This is a genomic window from Thioclava sp. IC9 (assembly GCF_002213225.1).
Lineage (GTDB): Bacteria > Pseudomonadota > Alphaproteobacteria > Rhodobacterales > Rhodobacteraceae > Thioclava > Thioclava nitratireducens.
Genome location: NZ_NBNX01000002.1, coordinates 222,911 through 245,057 on the forward strand (window position 1 = coordinate 222,911; position 22,147 = coordinate 245,057).

General features: G+C 65.1%; 22 protein-coding genes, 2 tRNA genes and 1 riboswitch. Of the genes, 17 read left to right on the plus strand and 7 right to left on the minus strand.

From position 1 onward, the window contains the following. Nucleotides 1-2 precede the first annotated feature (2 nt). Nucleotides 3-1,583, minus strand: a complete 1,581-nt coding sequence (xseA, locus tag B6V76_RS06505) for an exodeoxyribonuclease VII large subunit (RefSeq protein ID WP_088727001.1) — start codon at nt 1,581-1,583, stop codon at nt 3-5. Nucleotides 1,584-1,676: 93 nt separating this feature from the next. Between xseA and purD the strand changes: the two genes are divergently transcribed. From purD to B6V76_RS06535, 6 genes are all read left to right on the plus strand, one after another. Then, nucleotides 1,677-2,942: a phosphoribosylamine--glycine ligase gene (gene purD, locus B6V76_RS06510; protein WP_088727002.1), complete on the plus strand. Its 1,266-nt coding sequence runs from the start codon at nt 1,677-1,679 to the stop codon at nt 2,940-2,942. Nucleotides 2,943-3,381: 439 nt separating this feature from the next. Further along, a tRNA-Gly gene (locus B6V76_RS06515) sits at nt 3,382-3,456 on the plus strand. A 22-nt stretch (nt 3,457-3,478) separates the two neighbouring features. Further along, nucleotides 3,479-3,553, plus strand: a tRNA-Gly gene (locus B6V76_RS06520). Nucleotides 3,554-3,681: 128 nt separating this feature from the next. Beyond that, the gene (gene hisB, locus B6V76_RS06525) at nt 3,682-4,269 is read left to right on the plus strand and encodes an imidazoleglycerol-phosphate dehydratase HisB (protein WP_088719051.1); all 588 of its coding nucleotides are present in this window, start codon (nt 3,682-3,684) and stop codon (nt 4,267-4,269) included. Beyond that, nucleotides 4,269-4,907 carry an imidazole glycerol phosphate synthase subunit HisH gene (gene hisH / locus B6V76_RS06530; RefSeq protein WP_075776128.1) on the plus strand — a complete coding sequence of 213 codons (639 nt, stop codon included), beginning with the start codon at nt 4,269-4,271 and terminating at the stop codon, nt 4,905-4,907. The genes hisB and hisH overlap by 1 nt, the downstream gene beginning before the upstream one ends. After that, nucleotides 4,907-5,572 carry an adenine nucleotide alpha hydrolase gene (locus B6V76_RS06535; RefSeq protein ID WP_240497033.1) on the plus strand — a complete coding sequence of 222 codons (666 nt, stop codon included), beginning with the start codon at nt 4,907-4,909 and terminating at the stop codon, nt 5,570-5,572. Before hisH ends, B6V76_RS06535 begins: the two co-directional genes overlap by 1 nt. A gap of 52 nt (nt 5,573-5,624) precedes the next feature. Here B6V76_RS06535 and B6V76_RS06540 read toward each other — a convergent pair whose 3' ends face one another. Further along, nucleotides 5,625-6,011 carry a DUF2147 domain-containing protein gene (locus tag B6V76_RS06540; RefSeq protein ID WP_088727003.1) on the minus strand — a complete coding sequence of 129 codons (387 nt, stop codon included), beginning with the start codon at nt 6,009-6,011 and terminating at the stop codon, nt 5,625-5,627. Between the two features lie 143 nt (nt 6,012-6,154). Between B6V76_RS06540 and hisA the strand changes: the two genes are divergently transcribed. Together hisA and B6V76_RS06550 are read left to right on the plus strand one after the other, a co-directional pair. Next, entirely contained in the window at nt 6,155-6,874 is a 720-nt protein-coding gene (gene hisA, locus B6V76_RS06545) for a 1-(5-phosphoribosyl)-5-[(5-phosphoribosylamino)methylideneamino]imidazole-4-carboxamide isomerase (RefSeq protein ID WP_075776131.1), read from the plus strand. Between the two features lie 102 nt (nt 6,875-6,976). Next, nucleotides 6,977-7,414: a hypothetical protein gene (locus B6V76_RS06550; protein ID WP_088727004.1), complete on the plus strand. Its 438-nt coding sequence runs from the start codon at nt 6,977-6,979 to the stop codon at nt 7,412-7,414. Nucleotides 7,415-7,474: 60 nt separating this feature from the next. Here the strand turns inward: B6V76_RS06550 and B6V76_RS06555 are convergent, their stop codons facing one another. Continuing rightward, nucleotides 7,475-8,062, minus strand: a complete 588-nt coding sequence (locus tag B6V76_RS06555) for a TetR/AcrR family transcriptional regulator (RefSeq protein ID WP_088727005.1) — start codon at nt 8,060-8,062, stop codon at nt 7,475-7,477. Between the two features lie 114 nt (nt 8,063-8,176). Between B6V76_RS06555 and B6V76_RS06560 the strand changes: the two genes are divergently transcribed. From B6V76_RS06560 to glpX, 3 genes are all read left to right on the plus strand, one after another. Continuing rightward, nucleotides 8,177-8,380: a hypothetical protein gene (locus B6V76_RS06560; protein ID WP_088721917.1), complete on the plus strand. Its 204-nt coding sequence runs from the start codon at nt 8,177-8,179 to the stop codon at nt 8,378-8,380. A gap of 100 nt (nt 8,381-8,480) precedes the next feature. Further along, nucleotides 8,481-9,782 (plus strand): homoserine dehydrogenase, encoded by a 1,302-nt coding sequence (locus tag B6V76_RS06565; RefSeq protein WP_088721918.1) that lies wholly within the window; start codon nt 8,481-8,483, stop codon nt 9,780-9,782. Between the two features lie 269 nt (nt 9,783-10,051). Continuing rightward, entirely contained in the window at nt 10,052-11,017 is a 966-nt protein-coding gene (gene glpX, locus B6V76_RS06570) for a class II fructose-bisphosphatase (protein ID WP_088727006.1), read from the plus strand. A gap of 82 nt (nt 11,018-11,099) precedes the next feature. Here the strand turns inward: glpX and gcvP are convergent, their stop codons facing one another. The 4 genes from gcvP to gltX all read right to left on the minus strand — a co-directional run bounded on the left by gcvP (nt 11,100) and on the right by gltX (nt 17,171). Further along, entirely contained in the window at nt 11,100-13,940 is a 2,841-nt protein-coding gene (gene gcvP / locus B6V76_RS06575; RefSeq protein ID WP_075776137.1) for an aminomethyl-transferring glycine dehydrogenase, read from the minus strand. 5 nt (nt 13,941-13,945) lie between these two features. Further along, nucleotides 13,946-14,305, minus strand: coding sequence for a glycine cleavage system protein GcvH (gene gcvH / locus B6V76_RS06580; RefSeq protein ID WP_088727007.1), 360 nt, complete (start codon nt 14,303-14,305; stop codon nt 13,946-13,948). Between the two features lie 22 nt (nt 14,306-14,327). Further along, on the minus strand, nt 14,328-15,431 hold the full coding sequence (gcvT, locus tag B6V76_RS06585) for a glycine cleavage system aminomethyltransferase GcvT (protein WP_088727191.1): 1,104 nt from the start codon (nt 15,429-15,431) through the stop codon (nt 14,328-14,330). Between the two features lie 156 nt (nt 15,432-15,587). After that, nucleotides 15,588-15,678: riboswitch (glycine riboswitch) on the minus strand. A gap of 164 nt (nt 15,679-15,842) precedes the next feature. Further along, nucleotides 15,843-17,171, minus strand: coding sequence for a glutamate--tRNA ligase (gene gltX / locus B6V76_RS06590; protein ID WP_088724682.1), 1,329 nt, complete (start codon nt 17,169-17,171; stop codon nt 15,843-15,845). A gap of 97 nt (nt 17,172-17,268) precedes the next feature. Here gltX and B6V76_RS06595 point away from each other — a divergent pair, with 97 nt between their 5' ends. The 6 genes from B6V76_RS06595 (at nt 17,269) to B6V76_RS06620 (ending at nt 22,147) form a co-directional block, all read left to right on the plus strand. Then, nucleotides 17,269-17,685, plus strand: a complete 417-nt coding sequence (locus B6V76_RS06595; protein ID WP_088727192.1) for a metallopeptidase family protein — start codon at nt 17,269-17,271, stop codon at nt 17,683-17,685. A gap of 97 nt (nt 17,686-17,782) precedes the next feature. Further along, on the plus strand, nt 17,783-18,715 hold the full coding sequence (locus B6V76_RS06600) for an MBL fold metallo-hydrolase (RefSeq protein WP_088727008.1): 933 nt from the start codon (nt 17,783-17,785) through the stop codon (nt 18,713-18,715). 130 nt (nt 18,716-18,845) lie between these two features. After that, on the plus strand, nt 18,846-19,793 hold the full coding sequence (locus B6V76_RS06605; RefSeq protein ID WP_088727009.1) for a 1-phosphofructokinase family hexose kinase: 948 nt from the start codon (nt 18,846-18,848) through the stop codon (nt 19,791-19,793). Between the two features lie 62 nt (nt 19,794-19,855). Further along, nucleotides 19,856-20,617: an imidazole glycerol phosphate synthase subunit HisF gene (hisF, locus tag B6V76_RS06610; protein WP_078603953.1), complete on the plus strand. Its 762-nt coding sequence runs from the start codon at nt 19,856-19,858 to the stop codon at nt 20,615-20,617. Further along, complete coding sequence (locus B6V76_RS06615) at nt 20,614-20,925, plus strand: phosphoribosyl-ATP diphosphatase (protein ID WP_075776143.1); 312 nt, start codon at nt 20,614-20,616, stop codon at nt 20,923-20,925. Before hisF ends, B6V76_RS06615 begins: the two co-directional genes overlap by 4 nt. 190 nt (nt 20,926-21,115) lie before the next feature. Further along, nucleotides 21,116-22,147 (plus strand): NADP-dependent oxidoreductase, encoded by a 1,032-nt coding sequence (locus B6V76_RS06620; protein WP_088727010.1) that lies wholly within the window; start codon nt 21,116-21,118, stop codon nt 22,145-22,147.

A 22,147-nucleotide genomic window follows, 5' to 3' on the forward strand; every position in this document is an offset into this window, starting at 1 on the left:
TTTCAGAACAGGCTACCCTGAGACGGTCCCGGATCGGGCTTTTTCTTCTTCGGCTTCGGCGGCGTCGCACTGCCGCCACCGCCCGGAATGACCGCGAGCTTGCCATCGGCGAACTCGATCTCGAGACCGGACTGTTTCTCCGCCACCACCTGAGACGTCACCACGCCGTCGGGCCCACGCACCACCGCATAACCACGCTTGAGCGTCTCTCGATAGCCCAGCGTCTGGCGCATCCGGTCGAGCCGCTCGAGCCGTTCGCGCTGCGCTTCGATCCGTGCGGGCAGGCAGCGCTCCAGCCGGGTTTCCAGTCCCGTCAGCCGCTCCGCCCCTTCGCGGTTGCGCCTTTGCGCATCGCCGATCATCCGCACCCGCGCCGCATCCAACCGCCGCGCAAGCTGCGTGTGATCTTGCTTGGCGCGCCGCATCCGCGCCGCAGGTGCCGGAGCGAGCCGCGCCGACAGTCCGTCGATCTCCCGCGACCGATCCCGGATGAAGCGCCGAAGCAGGTTCGGCGAGATTTGCGCAGCCAGCGGCGCGAAACGGGTATTCTTGCGCAGAACCAGCGTGCGCAGCGCAGGCCCCAGCCGCTCGGCCCAGAGATCGAAGCTTTGCCTCGCCGGTTGCGTCAGCGCCTCGGGACGGCCCAGACCACGGGCCAGATCGCGCAGTCGCTGGCCCCGCTGATCGAGCCGCCCACGCGCCGCCCGCATCATCCGCGTCTGCGCCTCCGACAGCCACGCGGCCAGTTCGGCGCGCACCGGCACCGCCATCTCAGCTGCGGCGGTGGGCGTGGGCGCGCGCCGGTCGGCGGCGTGATCCACAAGCGTCGTATCGGTCTCGTGGCCCACCGCCGAAATCACCGGGATGTCGCTTTCGGCCACGGCGCGGACCACGGCCTCTTCGTTGAAGCCCCAGAGGTCTTCGATCGAGCCGCCGCCGCGCGCGACGATGATCAGATCGGGGCGCGGGATTTTCCCGCCCGGCGCCAGCGCGTTGAAGCCCCGCACCGCGCGCGCCACTTCCGGAGCGCAAGCCTGCCCCTGAACCGCCACCGGCCAGATCAGCACATGGCGCGGGAAGCGGTCAGCGAGGCGGTGCAGGATGTCGCGGATCACCGCCCCCGAGGGCGAGGTTACCACCCCGATCACCCGCGGCAGCCACGGGATCGGCTTCTTGCGGCCCGCATCGAACAGCCCCTCGGCGGCCAGCGCCTTGCGCCGCGCCTCCAGCATCGCCATCAGCGCGCCTGCGCCCGCCGGCTCGACATTGTCGACGATCAGCTGGTATTTGGATTGGCCCGCGAAGGTCGTCATCCGGCCCGTGGCGATGACCTCCATCCCCTCCTCTGGGCGGACCTGCATTTTCGCCACCTGCCCCTTCCAACTGACGGCAGCGATCACCGAGCGGTCGTCCTTTAGGTCGAAATACATATGGCCCGAGCGCGGCGTCGAGACACGGCCTACTTCGCCGCGCACCCGGACGCGGCCGAATTCCCCCTCGATCACCCGCTTCACCGCCCCCGAGATCTCGGAGACCGTGTAGTCATGCGCGTTCGAGCCGTTTTCGTCGTCGAGAAGGTCCATCTGCCCGCCTTGTTTCGCGTTGGTCCGGGGCGCCTTGCCTCGGGGTTTCGCGCAGCTTAGAAGGCAGCAAAGCGAAGGCCAAGGGGGCGAGCGATGAACATTCTGGTTCTGGGCGGCGGCGGGCGCGAACATGCACTTGCTTGGGCGATCAAGCAAAATCCGAAATGCGACCGGCTGATTGTGGCCCCAGGCAATGCCGGGATCGCGCAGATCGCCGATTGCGCGGCGATCGACCCGAGCGATGCGGCGGCGGTGCTCGAACTTTGCGAAGCGAATGCGATCGATTTCGTGGTGATCGGGCCGGAAGCGCCGCTCGCCGCGGGTGTGGCCGATGCGCTGCGCGATCAGGGCATCCTGACCTTCGGCCCCTCGGCGGAGGCCGCGAAGCTGGAAGCCTCGAAAGCGTTCACCAAAGAGATTTGCGACGCCTGCAACGCGCCCACCGCAGCCTATGCCCGCTTCACCAGCGCGGAAGGTGCGAAGGGCTATGTCCGCGAACAGGGCGCCCCGATCGTGGTCAAGGCAGACGGTCTGGCCGCCGGCAAGGGCGTGATCGTCGCGATGACGCTCGATGAGGCCTTCAACGGCATCGACGAGATTTTCGGCGGCGCCTTCGGAAGCGCGGGCGCGGAAGTCGTGATCGAGGAATTCATGGAGGGTGAGGAAGCCTCTCTCTTCGTGCTTTGTGACGGCGAGAACGTGCTGGCCGTGGGCGGCGCGCAGGATCACAAACGTGTCGGCGAAGGCGATACCGGCCCGAATACCGGCGGTATGGGCGCCTATTCCCCCGCCCCGATCCTGAGCCCCGAGATCGAGGCGAAGGCGATGGACGAGATCGTCCGCCCCACCGTCGCCGAGATGGCCAAGCGCGGCACCCCTTTTCAGGGCGTCCTTTATGCCGGTCTGATGATCGAGAACGGCCAGCCGCGTCTCGTGGAATACAACGTACGCTTCGGAGATCCCGAATGTCAGGTGCTGATGCTGCGGCTCGGCGCGCAGGCGCTCGACCTGCTGCTGGCCTGCGCGGAAGGGCGGCTGAACGAAGTGCAGGCGCAATGGGCGCCCGATCATGCGATGACGGTGGTTATGGCGGCACAGGGCTATCCCGGCGCCTATGAGAAAGGCTCGGTGATCGGCGGCCTCGACGCGCTGCCCGAGGACGGCTCGCACATGGTCTTCCACGCTGGCACCTCCGAGAAAGACGGCAAGATCGTCGCGAGCGGCGGCCGGGTTCTCAACGTGACAGCCCGCGGCGCGAACCTGCAGGAAGCGCGCGACCGCGCCTACGCGATGGTCGATGCGATCGACTGGCCCCAAGGCTTCTGCCGCCGCGATATCGGCTGGCGGGCGCTGAACTGACCTGATGCATGGAGGGGGCTCTGCCCCCGCTCGCGTTCCGCGCGCCCCCCGGGATATTTCCACCAAGCCGAAGGCGCGCAACGAAGTCTTAACGACAGCTGCGTTAACAAAGAATCGCGGAACAGGCGGGGACGCCGATGACCGCCCAAGACGAAAGTGCCCGGCTCGCCCGCCCTTCTGCGGATCGAGTCGGGCATTTTTCGTTTTCGGCTTGGGTCAAATATCCCGGGGGGGGGGGCTGGCGCAGCCAGTGGGGGCAGAGCCCCCTCGCTTGGCGCATCCTGAGCCCGCCGGCTTGCGGTCCTCTTACCTCGCGAGGCGCTTCCAACGCACCTCACTGCCGCCTGCCGAAACGTCAGGCAGAAATTTTCCCCTTCGCGCAAAATTTCCTCTTGCAGCCTACGCCGCTATCCCCTAAATCCGCCTCCACCGAACCGGCGCGGGCGTAGCTCAGGGGTAGAGCATAACCTTGCCAAGGTTAGGGTCGGGCGTTCGAATCGCCTCGCCCGCTCCAGTTCGGTCAAATACCCAAGGATGCGGGCGTAGCTCAGGGGTAGAGCATAACCTTGCCAAGGTTAGGGTCGGGCGTTCGAATCGCCTCGCCCGCTCCAATACAAAAAAGCCTCCCTTCGGGGAGGCTTTTGTTTTTCCGCCGCACCGATCCCGCAATCGACAGCAGCCTGCTTGAGCGCGCCCCCTGCCCCGGCCTATAAGGCGATGAGTTTCAAGGAGGCGCCCAATGCGCAAGGCCACGATCAGCCGCAACACCGCCGAGACCGAGATCAGCGTCGAGATCGATCTCGATGGCACCGGTCAGTATGACAACAAAACGGGCGTGGGCTTTTTCGACCACATGCTCGACCAACTCGCGCGGCACTCGCTGATCGACATGACCGTGCGGGCGAAGGGCGACCTGCATATCGACGATCACCACACGGTCGAGGATACCGGGATCGCGCTGGGTCAGGCACTGGTGCAGGCGCTTGGCGACAAGCGCGGCATTCGCCGCTACGGCCATTTCGCACTGGCGATGGACGACACGCAGGTCTCCTGCGCGCTGGATCTGTCCGCGCGGCCGTTCTTCGTGTGGAATTGCGACATGCCCTCCCCGAAGATCGGCACGTTCGACACCGAGCTGGTACGCGAGTTCTTCCAGGCCCTCGCCACCCATGGCGGGATCACGCTGCATATCGACCGCCTGCATGGCTTCAACAGCCACCACATCGCCGAAGCCGCGTTCAAATCGGTCGCCCGCGCCCTGCGCATGGCGGTCGAGCCCGATCCGCGCATGGGCGGCGTGCTGCCCTCGACCAAAGGGGCGCTTTGATGCTCACGGCACTGGTCGATTACGATTCGGGCAACCTTCACTCGGCAGAGAAGGCGTTTCAGCGCATGGCGAACGAGACGGGTCACGGCACGATCGTCGTGACCTCGGAGCCCGACGTCGTCGCGCGCGCCGACCGGATCGTGCTGCCGGGCGACGGGGCGTTTCCGTCCTGCAGCGCGGCGCTCTATCGCTTCGAGGGGCTGGCACAGGCGATCGAGGAGGCGGTGACCGTGAAGGGCCGCCCCTTCCTCGGGATCTGCATCGGCATGCAGATGCTCGCGACGCGCGGGTTGGAATTCCGCGAGACCGAGGGCTTCGGCTGGATCCCCGGCGAAGTGGTGAAGATCGAACCCTCCGATCCGTCGATGAAAGTCCCGCATATGGGCTGGAACGATCTGGTGGTCGGCTACAATCACCCGGTTCTGAGCGGCATCAACACCGGCGATCACGCCTATTTCGTGCATAGCTACCACTTCAACGTAGCCGAGCCTGAGCACCGTCTGGCCTATGCCGAATATGGTGCGGAGATCACCGCGATCGTGGGCCGTGACAATATCGTGGGCACCCAGTTCCACCCCGAGAAGTCGCAGGCGACCGGGTTGCGGCTGATCGCGAATTTCCTCGGCTGGAAGCCCTGATGGCCCCCAAGGCGGTTCTGTCGTGGTCGTCGGGCAAGGATTGCGCGATGGCGCTGCATGCTTGCCGGACCGAAGGCCACGCGGATGTCGTGGCGCTGCTGTCGACGACCAACGAGGCTTTCGACCGGGTCGCGATGCACGGCACCCGCAATGAGTTGCTGCGCCGTCAGGCGAAGGCCACGGGCCTGCCGCTGATCGAGGTGCCGCTGCCCTGGCCCTGCTCGAACGAGGATTACGAGGCGCGGATGGCCTCTGCCATGGATCAGGTGAAGGCGCTTGGCGTAGAGACGATGGTCTTCGGCGATCTCTTCCTCGAAGACGTGCGCGATTACCGGATCGAGAAGCTGAAGCCGCTCGGCGTCGAAGCGCTGTTTCCGCTCTGGCAGCGCCCTACGGATCAGCTGGCGCGTGAGATGATCGCGGCGGGGTTCGTCACGCATCTGGTGACGGTGGACCCGAGCAAGCTCGAGCGAAGCTTCGCGGGGCGGCGTTTCGATGAAAGCCTGCTGGCCGATCTACCTGAAGGCGTCGATCCCTGCGGCGAGAATGGTGAGTTTCACACCGCCGTCAGTGCGGGCCCGATCTTCGACGCGGCGATCCCGGTGCGGGTGGGCGAAACCGTTATGCGCGACGGCTTCGCCTATGCCGATCTGATCCCGGACTAAGTCCGGCGAGAAATCCCGGCCCGCCGCATCCGCGCAAGGCCGGGGAGAAAAGTCACTTCACGCGCTGCCAGTCCTGCGATTTGCAGAAGAGGCCGCCGGCCACGCAACCCGCCAGCGCCATCGCGTTGCCCTGAACGGTAATCTTGCCGAGGTAGATCTTGTTGTTCGACGGACGCCAGACCTTGCCCTTGTACTTGTTGTCGCCCTGGGGCTCCATTCCGATCACGAGTTGCTTGCCGAGATTCTCCGACTTGTACTCGCTGCCGCCCTTGAAGGTGCGCACGATGGTACCGCAGAATTTCGCACCGCAGGGCGCGATGTCCACATAGGCATAGGCGCCGTCATCGGGCTGCGTCTTCCAGGTGCCCTCGATCGGGTCGGCCAGCGCCGCGCCTGCGCCCAGTGCCAGAGTCGCTGCTGCAATCATCAATGTCTTCATGGCAAATCTCCTCCCTTTTGCCTGCTGGCCGCATCAGGCCATGCAAGACCGATTCCCGGCAAGACTGACGTGACGTCCGCGTCAGGCTTGGAAAATCCGCGAACCCGTGGCAAGAGGCGACGCGACAAATCAGGAGAGCCCCGATGATCCTCTACCCCGCGATCGACCTCAAGGATGGCCAATGCGTGCGCTTGCTGCATGGCGAGATGGACAAGGCCACGGTCTTCGGCGACGACCCCGCGGCGCAGGCGGCCAAATTCGAGGCGGCGGGCTGCGAATGGGTGCATCTGGTGGACCTCAACGGCGCCTTCGCGGGCGAGCCGGTAAACGCCGCCGCCGTCGAGGCGATCCTGTCGCGCATCAAGGTGCCCGCACAGCTGGGCGGCGGTATCCGCGACATGGCGACGATCGAGCGCTGGCTGGATAAAGGGCTTGCGCGGGTGATCCTCGGCACCGTCGCAGTCGAGAACCCCGATCTGGTGCGCGAGGCGGCGAAAGCCTTCCCCGGCCAGGTGGCCGTCGGAATCGACGCGCGCAACGGCAAAGTGGCGACCAAGGGCTGGGCGGAAGAGACCGATGTGATGGTCACCGATCTGGCGAAATCGTTTGAGGACGCGGGCGTCGCCGCGATCATCTACACCGACATCATGCGCGATGGCGCCATGGGTGGACCGAACATCGCCGCGACCGAGGCGCTGGCGCGCGCGGTCGAGATCCCGGTGATCGCGAGCGGTGGGGTCTCCTCCCTGCCCGACCTGATCGCCCTGCGCGACACCGGCGTGATCGCGGGCGCGATCTCGGGGCGCGCGATCTATGACGGGGCACTCGATCTGACCGAGGCGCTGGCTGCGTTGCGCGCCTGACGCAGCGCAGAGGAAATCCCGCAAAAGTGACACAAATCATTGCGTGGTGTGATTTTCCGCGTGAGGCTGAAGCCAGCGTTAACACCAAGTGTGGAGTGTGCCATGAAACGCATGATGACGATTGCCGCGGTGACTGCTTGCCTCGCAAGCGCCGCAGTGGCGAATGATACAAAGGGGTTTGTGGGTCTGAACTGGACCTTCGGCCCGGGCGCGAGCGGCCTTGAAGGGGTGTTCGGCGCGATGAATTACGACCTCGATCCGGATGGCGACATCAACGGGGCGAAACTTTCGCTGCATCTCGGCATGGGCCCGGGGCCCGTGCAGGGCAAGATCAAGTTCGCGGGTGTCGCCGGTCAGGACGACGCGATGGCCGAGCTGGGCATGGGCTATGGCAGCCGTGGCTGGTTCGGCACGGGCGGGCTGATGGGCAAACATTGGACCGTTGGCGGCGATCTGTTCTTCAACGGCGGTTGGGAAGGCTTCGGCGGTATTCACAGCCTGAAATTCGATCCTCCGAAGGCTCCGCTGTCGCCCGGCTGAGTCAAATCGGGCAATCGATCGCATAAAGAGAGGGCGGCTTCGGCCGCCTTTTCACATGGCTCAGGCGCCCACGGACTTGCGCACCATATCCCAGTAGATATCGGCGACCATGGCGCGGCTCAGGCGTCCGCCTTCGCGGAACCATGTATTCACGCCGGTCAGCATCGCGATGATCGCCATCGTCGCGAGTTTCGTGTCCGGGATTAGGAACACGCCTTCGTCCTGCCCCGCCTTTAGGATCTCTTCCAGCTCGGTCTCGTAGGTCTTGCGCAGCCCCTCGATCACCGCGAAATTCTCCGGGCTCAGGTTGCGCAGTTCCATGTAGCTGAGGAACACAGCCTCGGCCCGCTCGAGGTTGAAGCGGATGTGAAAGCGCACAAAACGCTCCAGCCGCGCATGGGCGTCGCCCCCGGCAGGCTCGGCGCGCCATGCGGCGATCAACTCGTCCATATGGGTCTTGAGCAGATCGAAAAGCAGCGCTTCCTTGTCGGGCGTATAGAGGTAGAGAGCCCCCGCCTGCACCCCCACCGCGCCCGCGATCTGGCGCATCGAAACGGCGGCAAAGCCGTACCGCGCAAAGAGCCTTTGCGCCTCGGCGCGGATCTTCGGGCCGGTAATCTCTGAATGGGAGCCTGTCTTGCGTGCCATGATACCGACGCTAACTGAACAAGCGTTCAATATCAAACCCGATTTGCGGCCCAATCGGCACTGGCAATGGGGCCGCGCGCGCAATAGTTTGGCAGCGTCCCGAGAGGAGAGACCATGCGCGCCCCTGCCCTGATCGCCCTGTTTGCCCTGCTGGCCTCGCTGACCGCCTGTTCGAAGCGGTCGACGGAGGGCTATCCGGCGCTGCTGCCGATGGACGAGATCCTGACCGATCAACCTCTCACCCCCGATCCGGCCCCCGAGCTGGAGGCGCGCGCCGATGCGTTGCGCGCCCGCGCAGACACGATGCGCAGCCAATAAAATCTCGCCACGGCGCGGTTGAAGCCGCACGCCGCGTTGCCCTGCCTGCGCTTTCCCGCTAACAGGGCGCAAACCACCAAGTTTCGCTCATGAGGTCCCTATGTCCGCCGTCTCCGATACCGCACCCTTGCGTCTTGGCATCGCGGGTCTCGGCACCGTGGGCATCGGTGTGGTGAAGATCGTGCAGCGCCATGCCGATCTGCTGGAAGCCCGCGCGGGCCGCCCGATCGAAATCACCGCCGTCTCGGCGCGCGACCGCACCAAGAACCGCGATGCGGACCTGTCGAGCTATGCATGGGAAGACGATGCGGTGACGCTCGCGCAGCGCGACGACATTGACGTCTTTGTCGAACTGATGGGCGGCCATGAAGGCCCCGCGAAGGACGCCACCGAAGCCGCGCTGAAAGCGGGCAAGGACGTGGTCACCGCGAACAAGGCGCTGCTCGCGCATCACGGTCAGGCGCTGGCGGAACTCGCCGAAAGCCTCGGCCGCACGATCCGCTACGAGGCCGCCGTCGCAGGCGGCATCCCGGTCATCAAGACGCTGACCGAAGGGCTTGCGGGCAACGGCATCCGCCGCGTGATGGGCGTGATGAACGGCACCTGCAACTACATCCTGACACGGATGGAAGATGCTGGCCTGCCTTATGACACGGTGTTCGAGGAGGCGCGCGCGCTTGGCTATCTCGAGGCCGATCCGAACCTCGATGTGGGCGGCATCGACGCGGGCCACAAGCTTGCCATCCTCGCCGCCATCGCCTTTGGCACGCAGGTCGCCTTCGACGACGTGACGCTGGAAGGGATCGGGCGCATCTCGATCGACGATATCCGCCGCGCGGGCGATATGGGCTACAAGATCAAGCTGCTGGGCGTCGCGCAGATGACCGGCCGCGGGCTGGAGCAGCGCATGACGCCGTGCCTCGTGCCCGCCACCTCGCCACTGGGACAGCTGACCGGCGGGACGAACATGACCGTGCTGGAAGGCGACTCGGTCGGCCAGATCGTGCTGCGTGGCGCAGGCGCGGGCGAAGGCCCGACCGCGAGCGCCGTGATGGGCGACGTGATGGACCTCGCACGCGGGTTGCGGCTGCCGGTCTTCGGCCAGCCCGCCGACAAGCTCGAGGCCCCCACCCCCGCCGTGACCGCGATTGCGGCACCCTATTACCTGCGCCTGCAGCTGTCGGACAAACCCGGCGCGCTGGCGAAAGTCGCGACCGTTCTGGGCGAGGCGGGCGTCTCGATCAGCCGGATGCGCCAATACGGCCATGCCGACACCTCGGCTCCGGTGCTGATTGTCACCCACAAGACGACGCGCGACGCGATCGACGCGGCGATCAACGCGCTGCCCGCGACCCGCGTCGTCGAGGGCGAGCCGGTCGCAATCCGCATCGAAGAAGTCTGAGCATCGCGCGGCGAGAGCCATTTCGCCGCGCACCGCATTCCTGCTGATCTGACGCCGGGCGGCACCATAAGGCGCGCCCTATCCTCTCACGCCGGTTACATCGCCGTATCTTTTCACACCGCAAACGGCATAAGACCCCGGCTTGCGCGCCATTTTTCGCCGCGATAGGGGCTCGCCCCGCATGTTAGCGCTCCCGGGGTTGCCCTTCGGTCTCCCACAGGCTTTACCTGTCCGCAGCCCGTAACGCCCAGGCAGACAGGAAGACCTAAATGACCCCTCCGATTGATTTCAACGACCGCATGCTTTCGCTGGGCCTCGCCCGCGTGTCGGAAGCGGCGGCTCATGCATCAGCCGACCTGATCGGTCGCGGCGACGAGAAGGCCGCCGATCAGGCGGCGGTGAACGCGATGCGCGATCAGCTCAACAAGCTGGAAATCCGGGGCACTGTGGTCATCGGGGAAGGCGAGCGCGACGAGGCGCCGATGCTCTATATCGGCGAGGAAGTCGGCCAGGGCGTCGGCCCCGAGGTGGATATCGCGCTCGACCCGCTGGAAGGCACGACGCTTACTGCGAAGGACATGCCCAACGCGCTCACCGTGATCGCGATGGCGCCGCGCGGCACGATGCTGCACGCGCCCGACGTCTACATGGACAAGCTCGCGATCGGCCCGGGCTACGAGAAGGACGTGGTCTCGCTCGATATGACCCCGACCGAGCGCGTTCAGGCACTGGCCAAGGCGCAAGGCGTCGAAACCAAGGACATTGCGGTCTGCATCCTCGACCGTCCGCGCCATGAAAACATGATCGCCGAGGTTCGCGAGACCGGCGCGAAGATCCGCCTCATCACCGATGGCGACGTGGCGGGTGTCATTCACTGCGCCGAGCCCGATTTCACTGGCATCGACATGTATATGGGTTCGGGCGGCGCGCCCGAGGGCGTGTTGGCAGCCTCGGCGCTGAAATGCATGGGCGGCCAGATGTGGGGCAAGCTGTTGTTCCGCAACGACGACGAGCGGGGCCGCGCGAAGAAGGCGGGCATCACCGATCTCGACAAGGTCTATGCGCGCGACGACATGGTGCGCTCGGACGTGATCTTCGCCGCGACCGGCGTGACCGACGGGTCCATCGTGAAGGGCGTGAAGCGCGAGCCGACCTATATCGAATCCGAGACGATGCTGATGCGGTCGAAGACCGGCTCGCTGCGCCGCGTGATCTACCGCAACCCTGTGAAGTAACCGGCGCGCCTAGGTATTTTTATCGAGAAGAAGAGAAAGGCCGGAGCGCGGTGCTCCGGCCTTTCGTCATTTTGGCTGGCGGTTACTCTGCCGCGTCGGCGTAGCTCTCGACCGGCGGGCAGGTGCAGATCAGGTTGCGGTCGCCGAAGACGTTGTCGACCCGGCCCACGGGCGGCCAGTATTTGTCGACGCGGAAGGCGCCTGCCGGGAAGCACCCCTGCTCGCGGGTGTATTTCCGGTCCCAATCGGCCACGAGGTCTTCGACCGTGTGCGGCGCGTGGCGCAGCGGGCTGTCCTCGGGGGTGATCTCGCCCGCCTCGATGTCGCGGATCTCGTCACGGATCGAGAGCATCGCGGTGATGAAGCGGTCGATCTCGGCCTTGGTCTCGGATTCGGTAGGCTCCACCATCAGCGTGCCAGCGACCGGCCAGCTCATCGTGGGGGCGTGGAAGCCGTTATCCATCAGGCGCTTGGCGATGTCGTCCACCGTCACGCCCACCTCGGCGAAGGGCCGCGTGTCGATGATGCATTCATGCGCGACACGTCCACGATTGCCCATGAAGAGGATCGGGTAGCCCTCTTTCAGCTTCGCAGCGATGTAATTGGCAGCGAGGATCGCCACGCGGGTCGCCTGCGTCAGGCCCGGCCCGCCCATCATCAGGATATAGGCCCAGGAGATCAGCAGGATCGAGGCGGAGCCATAGGGCGCGGCACTCACCGGTCCCTCTTCGCCGCCGGTCTCGGGGTGGCCGGGCAGGTAGGGTGCGAGGTGCGATTTCACCCCGATCGGCCCCATGCCCGGGCCACCACCGCCATGCGGGATCGCGAAGGTCTTGTGCAGGTTGAGGTGGCTCACATCCGAGCCGATCTCGCCCGGTTTCACCAGCCCCACCAGCGCGTTGAGGTTCGCGCCATCGAGATAGACCTGACCGCCATATTCGTGGGTGATGTCGCAGATGCGTTTTACCGTCTCCTCGAACACGCCATGGGTCGAGGGATAGGTGATCATGCAGGCCGCGAGCTTGTCGCCCGCCTCTGCAGCCTTCGCTTCGAAGTCTTCGAGATCGACGTCGCCGTTGGGCGCCGATTTCACGACGACGACCTTCATCCCCGCCATATGCGCCGAGGCCGGGTTCGTGCCATGCGCCGACATCGGGATCAGGCAGACATCGCGCTGATCGTCGCCATTGGCGCGGTGATAGGCGGCGATGGTGAGAAGCCCTGCATATTCGCCCTGTGCGCCCGAATTGGGCTGCATCGAGAAGGCATCGTAGCCGGTGATCTCGCACAGTTTCGCGGTCAGATCGTCGATCATCTCCGCATAGCCCTGCGCCTGATCGAGCGGCACGAACGGATGCAACGTGCCGAATTCCGGCCATGTGAGCGGCATCATCTCTGCCGCTGCATTCAGCTTCATCGTGCACGAGCCCAGCGGGATCATTGCGCGGTCGAGCGCGAGGTCGCGATCCGAGAGCCTCCGCATGTAGCGCATCATCTCGGATTCAGCACGGTTCATGTGGAAGACCGGATGGGTGAGGTAGTCGCTCTCGCGCAGCAGCGCATCGGGCACCGCGGGCTGCGTCGCCTTCGGCGCGGGGTCGGTGATCCCGAAGGCGTCGAGCACCTTGGCGACGACGCCCGGATCGCTGGTCTCGTCGAGCGAGATACCGACCCGATCGCGGCCCACCTTGCGCAGGTTGATCCCGCGATGGCGGGCGGCGGCGAGGATACCCTGCTGGCCCACGCCCACCTCGACGGTGATCGTGTCGAAGAAATTCGAGGGCTCTACCACGGCGCCTGCGGCTTTCAGCGCCTCGGCCAGTTGCACCGTCAGCAGGTGCACACGTTCGGAGATCGCGCGCAGACCGACGGGACCGTGGAACACGGCGTAGAAGCTCGCCATCACGGCGAGAAGCGCCTGCGCGGTGCAGACATTCGAGGTCGCCTTCTCGCGGCGGATATGCTGCTCGCGAGTCTGAAGGCTCAGGCGGTAGGCGCGGTTGCCTCGGCTGTCGATGGAGACGCCGACGATCCGCCCGGGCATCGCGCGTTTCATCGCGTCGGTGGAGGACATGAAGGCCGCATGCGGGCCGCCATAGCCCATCGGCACACCGAAGCGCTGCGCGGAGCCTACGGCGATATCGGCACCCATCGCGCCCGGCTCTTTCAGCAGGCACAGCGCGAGCAGATCGGTCGCGACCACGGCGACGGCCTTCGCGGCATGAAGCGCCTCGCATTCGGCGGTGAAGTCGCGGACATGGCCATAGGTGCCCGGATATTGGAAGATCGCGCCGAAGACCTTCTCGGCTTCGAGCGTTTCGGGCGCGCCCACGATCACCTCGATCCCCAGCGGCTCCGCGCGGGTCCGGATCACGCCGATGGTCTGCGGGTGGCAATTCTCATCGACGAAGAAGGCAGTGGCCTTCGATTTCGACACGCGCTGCGCCATCGCCATGGCTTCCGCCGCCGCCGTCGCCTCATCGAGCAACGAAGCATTGGCGACCGGCAGCCCGGTCAGGTCCGACACCATCGTCTGGAAGTTCAGAAGCGCCTCGAGACGCCCCTGCGCGATCTCGGGCTGGTAGGGCGTATAGGCCGTGTACCAAGCCGGGTTTTCCAGAATGTTGCGCTGGATCGCGGGCGGCGTGACGGTGCCATAATAGCCCTGACCGATCAGGCTGGTCATCACGCGGTTCTTCTTCGCGACGCCTTCCATCTTCTGCAGCAGCCCGTATTCGGTCAGCGGCGCCCAGCCCAGCGGCTCGGCCTGACGGATGCTTTTCGGCACCGTCTCGGCGATCAGCGCGTCGAGGTCCGGCGCCCCCACGGCCTTGAGCATCTCCTCCATCTCGGCCGGTGACGGGCCGATATGGCGGCGATTGGCGAAATCGTAACTGTCGTAAGTCGTGGGGGTGAAGGTCATGGATATTACCCGATGAAGTCTTTGTAAGCGGCCTCGTCCATAAAGCCGTCGAGCGCGGAAGCGTCGGTGAGTTTCATCTTGAAGAACCACGCCTTGCCCAGCGGGTCTTCGTTCACGAGCGCCGGGTTGTCGGCCAGATTCTCGTTGATCGCGACGATCTCGCCGTCGAGCGGCGCGAGGATGTCGGAGGCGGCCTTGACCGACTCGATCACGCAGATCTCGTCGCCCTTCTCGACCGTGTCGCCCACATCGGGCAGGTCGACGAATACGACATCGCCCAGCTGCTCGGAGGCGTGCTCGGTGATGCCCACGATCACGACGTCGCCTTCGGTCTTGAGCCACTCGTGGTCTTCGGTGAATTTCATGGAATGTCTCCCGGTTGGTTGTTCAGCGTTTGTAGGTTGCAGGGCGGAAAGGCATCGCCACGACCCTGGCGGGCAGACGCTTGCCGCGCACCTCGCCATAGACGGTGGCGCCTTCCTTCGTGTCTGCGGGCAGATAGGCCATCGCCATCGGTGCCTCGATCGAGGGGCCGAAACCGCCCGAGGTCACACGCCCGATAGGCTGACCCCCCTCGGGTCCGGCGAAGATTTCCACGCCTTCGCGCATCGGCGCGCGACCCTCGGGGCGAAGCCCCATACGGAGGCGGCTCGGGCCGTTTTCCAGTTCGCTCAGGATGCGATCCGCCCCAGGGAAGCCGCCTTCGCGCTCCCCACCCTTGCGGCGCACCTTCTGGATCGCCCAGGCGATGTTGCCCTCGACCGGAGTCGTCGTGGTGTCGATGTCATGGCCGTAGAGGCAAAGCCCAGCTTCCAGTCGCAGGCTGTCGCGCGCGCCGAGACCGATCGGCTCGACCGCCTCATCGGCGAGCAGCTTGCGGGCAAATTCCACCGCGCGGTCCGCGGGCACGGAAATCTCGTAGCCGTCTTCACCGGTATAGCCCGAGCGCGAGATCCAAAGCTCCGTCCCGTTCCAGTGATAGACGCCCACGTCCATGAAGCGCATCTTGGCGGTGCCGGGCACGAGAGTCTCAAGAACGCCTTCGGCGGCAGGCCCTTGCAGCGCCAGAAGCGCGCGGTCGGTGAGTTCCTCGACCGATTCCAGATGCGCCCGCATATGCGCGATGTCGTCTTCCTTGCAGGCCGCGTTCACCACGACGAAGAGATGATCGCCTCGGTTCGCCACCATCAGGTCATCGAGAATGCCGCCATTCTCATCGGTGAACATCGCATAGCGCTGGCGACCCTCTTTCAGGCCCATCAGGCTGACCGGCACCAGCGCCTCGAACGCCTCGGCAGCGCCTTCGCCCGGCACGATCACCTGCCCCATGTGGCTGACATCAAACAGCCCTGCCTTGGCGCGGGTGTGCAGGTGCTCCTTCATCACGCCCAGCGGATATTGCACGGGCATCTCGTAGCCCGCGAACGGCACCATCTTGGCGCCCAGTTCCAGATGCAGATCGTATAGCGGTGTGCGTTTCAACTCGCTCATCGCGGCCTCCCCTTCAGCCGGATGATCCGGCATCGATTCATGAGCCCTCCGGCTCGCCCGATGCCCCCTCTGTCCGTGCCTGCGATGCAGACGCCTGAGATCGTTATCCCTTCGGCGGATGCCGCGATTGCACGCAGCATCACTCTCCAGAGTCCTTCGTCGGGCACGGTCCTTTTGCCTGAGAGTTTACCGGGGCGGTTGCTCCTTCGGCACCGAGGTTACCCCCGGATTCTCCCGTATCCGACTTCTTCCGATTACCTGAGGCCCCGCGCGACTGACAAGCCCCAATCGCCAAAACCGCCGCTTTGCCGCCGAAAACGACCTCACGAGGTCGCGAATTGCCCAAACAAAAAGCGCGAGGAAAATCCCTCGCGCCTTTCGAATTGATCTCACGAGCCTGCGGCGGAGCCGTCAGCCGCGCGCCGGAACCTTGTGCAAAAGCGGCATCAGCTCGCCCATATCGGGCCCGTGCGCCATGCCGGTCACGGCCTTGCGCAGCGGCATGAACAGGCCCTTGCCCTTGCGCCCGGTCGCCTCCTTCACCTCAGAAGTCCAGTCCTTCCACGTGGTGTCGGAATAGGGCGGCGCGGGCAGCATCGTCATGGCCTGCGCGATGAAGTCGCGATCTTCCTCGTCGATCTCCGGCTCCGCGCCGTTCAGACACAGATCGGCCCAGCCCTTCAGATCGTCGAGCTTGTCGATATTCTGCGAGGCGACCTTCCAGAAGCGTTCGCGCTGCTCCTCGGGGATGCCGAGATCAGCGATACGATCCGCCACGGCCGAGAACGGCAGGTGCTGGTTGCGCGCGCGGGTCAGCGGGATCAGGTCCGCCGGGTCGAATTTCGTGGGCGCCGAGCCGAAATGGTTCAGATCGAACCCGTCGGCCAGCTCGTCGATCGACATCTTCAGCTCGATCGGCTGGCTCGAGCCCAGACGCGCCATCATCGACAGCAGCGCCTCGGGGGCGATCCCTTCGGCGCGCAGATCGCGGATCGAGAGCGCGCCAAGACGCTTCGACAGTTCCTCGCCCTGCGGGCCGGTCAGTAGCGAATGGTGTGCAAAGTTCGGAACCTTGCCGCCGATCGCCTCGATGATCTGGATCTGCGTCGCGGTATTGGTGACGTGATCGCCGCCGCGCACGATATGGGTGATGCCCATATCCGCGTCGTCGACCGGTGAGGCGAAGGTATAGAGCACCTGCCCCGAGGCCTTGATCAGCACCGGATCGGACACGCTTGCCGCATCGATCGACAGATCGCCAAGGATGCCGTCTTTCCACTCGATCCGCTCGAGTTCCAGTTTGAAGCGCCAGTATCCTTCCTTGCCCTCGGCGCGAAGCGCGTCTTTTTCGGCATCCGACAGATGCATCGAGGCGCGGTCATAGACCGGCGGGCGACCCATGTTCAGCTGTTTCTTGCGCTTGAGGTCCAGCTCGGTCGGGCTCTCGAAGCATTCATAAAGCTTACCGTCGGCCTTCAGCTGTTCTGCCACCTCGGCATAGCGGTCGAGCCGCAGCGACTGGCGCTCTTCCCGGTCCCACTCGATGCCGAGCCATTCGAGATCCTGCTTCAGTGCGTCGATATATTCCTGCTTCGAGCGCTCCTGATCGGTGTCGTCAAGGCGCAGGATGAATTGACCGCCGGTCTTGCGGGCGATCAGGTAGTTCATCAGCGCGGTGCGCAGGTTGCCGACATGGATATAGCCGGTGGGCGACGGGGCGAAACGGGTAACGGTGGTCATCTGGGCAAACTCCTGTTGGCGCCTGCTCTTTCACAAGGCGGTGCGTTTGTCCATATGAGGGGCCATGCGAGAGGTGCAGAGCGGCTTGGAGGTGGCGATGGGCGAGGGTTACGATTGGGCGGATGTCACGGCGCCGGGCATCGAGGAGATCGAGGCGCTGGCCGAGGCCGCGCGCGCGGCGCTTCCGCCCGAATTTGCCCGCGCCGCGCAAGGCGTCGCGATCCGGGTGGAAGACTTTGCATCCGAAGCGATGCTCGCCGATCTCGGCATCGAAGACCCTTTCGAGCTGACCGGGCTTTATGACGGCATCCCGTTGACCGAGAAATCCGTGATGGACCCCGGTGGCCACGCGGATGTGATCTGGCTCTTCCGACGTCCGATCCTCGACGAGTGGGTCTCGCGCGGCAACGAGCCCCTCGGTGCCCTCGTCACCCATGTTTTCGTGCACGAATTGGCGCATCACCTCGGGTGGTCCGACGGCGATATTTCTTCGATCGATCGCTGGTGGGAGTGAACCGAAGCGACTCACGCTACGTTCACGAGTCTGTGGGAGCGGCGCGAAGCGCTCGACTTCGACATGCGAAGATCAACCATCGAGAGGGAGAGACCCGATGACCAGGACCTTCATGACCCGCCGTACAGCATTGAAAACCGCCGCTTTCCTGCCCGCCGCCCCCGCGCTTCTGACCGGGACCGGCGCCGCCGCGCAAAGCGCGAACGAAGCCCCGCCCGCGATCCCGCGCTATCGTCGGATGCAGATGGGGGATCTGACGATCACCACGCTGCTCGCCGGATCGCGCGAGCTGGAAGAGCCGCAGACTATCTTCGGCATGAACGCCAGCCCCGAGGACTTCGCCAAGCTCTCTGAGGCCAATTACATCCCTGCGGACAAGTCGCTTAACTTCTTCACCCCGACCCTGATCGAGACCGGCTCGGAGAAAATCCTCTTCGACACCGGCCTGTCGCCCGAGGGGATCACTTCGGCGCTCGCCGCCGCTGGGCATTCGCCCGAGGACATCACCCATGTCGTGATCACCCATATGCATGGCGACCATATCGGCGGGCTGATGGGCGATGGCGGCGAGACCTTCGCCAATGCTGCCTACATCACCGGTCAAAAGGAATTCGACCACTGGTCGAACGCGGGCAACGACACGTTCGAGGCCAAGGTCCGTCCGCTGGCCGAGAAGATGAGCTACCTCAAGGGTGGCGATTCGGTCGTCTCCGGCATCTCGGCGGTCGAAGCCTTCGGCCACACGCCGGGCCATATGGCTTTCATGGTGGAGTCGGGCGGCAAAGGTCTGCTGCTCGCTGCCGACACGTCGAACCACTATGTCTGGTCGCTTCAGCGCCCGGAATGGGAAGTGAAATACGACATGGACAAGGAGATGGCCGCGAAGACCCGCAAGGAGCTTCTGGGCCGTGTCGCCGCCGACAAACTGGCTTTCATCGGCTACCACATGCCCTTCCCCGGCGTGGGTCATCTCGAGGCACTCGACACCGGCTTCCACTTTCACCCGATCACCTATCAGCTCAACGTCTGATCCATCGTTTCGATTGTCCGGACGGTTCTTTCGCCGTCCGGGCGCCCACTACCTCAATCCCGCACGCCCCCTTGATCGCAGATCGTTAGCTGCGATGATCCCGATACCCACTACGGCTTCGGAGCCTGCGATGACCTCGATCCTCACGATCACGCTCAACCCGACGGTCGATCTGTCGATCGAAACCCCCGAAATCGCGCCCGAGCGCAAGCTGCGCTGCACGCGGCCGCTGACCGATCCGGGGGGCGGCGGGTTGAATGTCAGCCGTGCGATCGCTGCCTTGGGCGGCAATTCCACGGCCTTCGTCGCCCTTGGCGGCACCACCGGGGATCGGGTGATGCGGCTTCTCGCCGAGGCGGGGATCGCGGTCTTCCCCTACCCCGCGCCGGGCGAGACGCGGATGAGCCTGACTGCCACCGACCAGAGCACGGGCGCGCAATACCGCTTCGTGATGCCGGGGCCGGACTGGGGCGCGCGCGATGTCGCCAAGGCGCTCAGCCGGATCGCGCGCGCCGCCCCTGAAGACGGGATCGTCGTGCTGTCCGGCTCGCAACCGCCCGGCGTGCCCGAGGATTTCCCCGCGCGGCTGGCGACGAAGATGGCCCGGACCAAGGCGCGGCTTTTCCTCGACACCTCCGGCAAGGCTCTGCACCAGTTGATGGAAAGCAAGGCGCAACCCGCCGACGTTCTGCGGATGGACGAACTGGAGGCCGAGGAGTTGGCGGGCCGCAAACTGCCCGAGCGCAGCGACAGCGCCGACTTCGCGCAAAGCCTCGTGCAGCGCGGACTGGCACATGCGGTGATCGTCGCGCGCGGTTCGGATGGCAACGTGCTCGCCACCAAGGACGCGCGCTGGTTTGCCGTGGCGCCTAAGGTCGATGTCGTCTCGAAAGTGGGCGCGGGCGACAGTTTCGTCGGGGCTTTCACACTCGCGCTCTCCCGCGGCAAACCTTTCCACGAGGCGTTGCAGCACGGCGCGGCAGGCGCCGCGGCCACCGTGACCACCCCCGCCACTGACCTGTGTTCCGCCGCGATGGTGCGCCGCCTTCTGCCGCATTGCCCCGTCGAGCCGATCTGAGCACTCTGCCCCTTTGCCTCGCGGCACCCGCGCGTTATGAAAGCGCCAAAGGAGCGCCGCCCATGCTGAAGACCCGCATTATTCCCTGTCTCGACGTCGCCGATGGCCGCGTCGTGAAAGGCGTCAATTTCGTGAACCTGATCGACGCGGGCGACCCGGTCGAGGCCGCGAAGGCCTATGACGCGGCAGGCGCGGACGAGCTGTGTTTCCTCGACATCCACGCGACCCATGAAAACCGCGGCACCATGTTCGATCTGGTGACCCGCACCGCCGAGCAATGTTTCATGCCGCTCACCGTGGGCGGCGGCGTGCGCACCCATGAAGACGTACGCGCACTCCTGCTGGCAGGCGCCGACAAGGTCTCGTTCAACTCCGCCGCCGTGGCCGATCCGAACGTCATCACCGAGGCCGCCGACCGCTTTGGCAGTCAGTGCATCGTCTGCGCGATCGATGCCAAGACCGTGGAGCCGGGCCGCTGGGAAATCTTCACCCATGGCGGCCGCAAGCCGACCGGCATCGATGCGGTGGAATTCGCCCGCACCGTGACCGCGAAGGGCGCGGGGGAAATCCTGCTGACCTCGATGGATCGCGACGGTACCCGCGCAGGCTTCAATCTGGAGCTGACGAAGGCGATTTCGGACGCGGTGGACGTGCCGGTGATCGCTTCCGGCGGTGTCGGCAATCTCGATCACCTGGTGGAAGGCGTGACGAAAGGCGGCGCCTCGGCCGTACTCGCCGCCTCGATCTTCCACTTCGGAGAATACACGATCCGCGAAGCCAAGGAATATATGGCCGCCGCGGGCATTCCGATGAGGCTGCAATGAGCATTCTGGACCAACTCGCCGCGACCATCGAGAGCCGCAAGGGCGCCGATCCCGACACCTCCTGGACCGCGAAGCTGCTGGCCAAGGGCCCGGAGAAATGCGCCGAGAAATTCGGTGAGGAAGCGGTGGAGGCTATCATCGCCGCAGCGAAGGGCGACCACGAAAACCTGACCTACGAGGCGGCGGATGTGCTTTATCACCTCTTGGTGATGCTGGCGGCACGCGACGTGAAGCTGGCCGATGTGCTGGCGGAACTGGAGCGCCGCGAGGGCACCTCCGGCATCGCCGAGAAAGCCGCGCGCAGCTAAGGGGCGCTGTCCCTTCTCTCCTTCGGAAATTCATCCCAGGGATATTTCCGCAAGCCCGATGACGCCCCGGAAACCTCTGGCATTCGGGCTTGTCGAAATATCCCGGGGGTGAGGGCGAAGTCCGAGGGGGCAGCGCCCCCTTTCCCCGTGCGAACCGCGTGCTAGCTGGCCTCTCAAACAGGAGGCTTTCATGGCTCAGACCCAAGACACCAACCGCAAGATCATCCTCGCCGAGCGCCCGAAAGGCGCGCCGAACGAGAACACGCTGAAATTGGAAACCGAGGCCGTGCCGCAGGCGGGCAAGGGCGAGATGCTGCTGCGCACCGTCTATCTGTCGCTCGACCCCTATATGCGCGGGCGGATGTCGGACGCGAAATCCTACGCCACCCCGGTCGAGATCGGCGGCGTGATGACCGGTCAGGTCGTGGCCGAGGTCATGGAGAGCGATGTCGCGGGCTTCTCGAAGGGCGATTACGTGCTCTCGCCCTCAGGCTGGCAGGATTTCTTCGTCTCGGATGGCACGCAGGTACTCAATCTCGGGCCGGAGCCGGAGAACCCGAGCTGGGCCTTGGGGATTCTCGGGATGCCGGGCTACACGGCCTACGCGGGGTTGCTGAAGATCGGCGAGCCGAAACCGGGCGAGACTGTTGTGGTGGCCGCCGCCTCCGGGCCCGTGGGCGCAACGGTCGGCCAGACCGCCAAGATCAAGGGCTGCCGCGTCGTCGGCGTCGCGGGCGGAGCCGAGAAATGCGCCCATGTCACCGAGACGCTGGGGTTTGACGCCTGCATCGATCACCGCGCCGAGGATTTCGCCGAACAACTGGCCGCGGCCTGCCCCAACGGCATCGACGTCTATTTCGAGAATGTCGGCGGCAAGGTGCTTTACGGCGTGCTGCCGCTTCTCAACCCCTTCGCGCGAATGCCGGTCTGCGGCATGGTCGCGTGGTATAACCTGCAAGGCCTGCCCGAGGGACCCGATCACGGGCCGCAGATCCTGTCGACGATCCTGCGCATGAAGGTGAAGGTGCAGGGCTTCATCATCTTCGACAGCTTCCCGATCGAGCTTTATCAGGAATTCTCGGAGGCGATGACCGGCTGGCTGAAAGAGGGCAAAGTTCAGTACAAGGAGCAGGTGGTGGAGGGCCTAGAGGCCGCGCCGCAGGCGCTTTACGATCTGCTGGAGGGCCGTAATTTCGGCAAGATGGTCGTGAAAGTCGGCTGA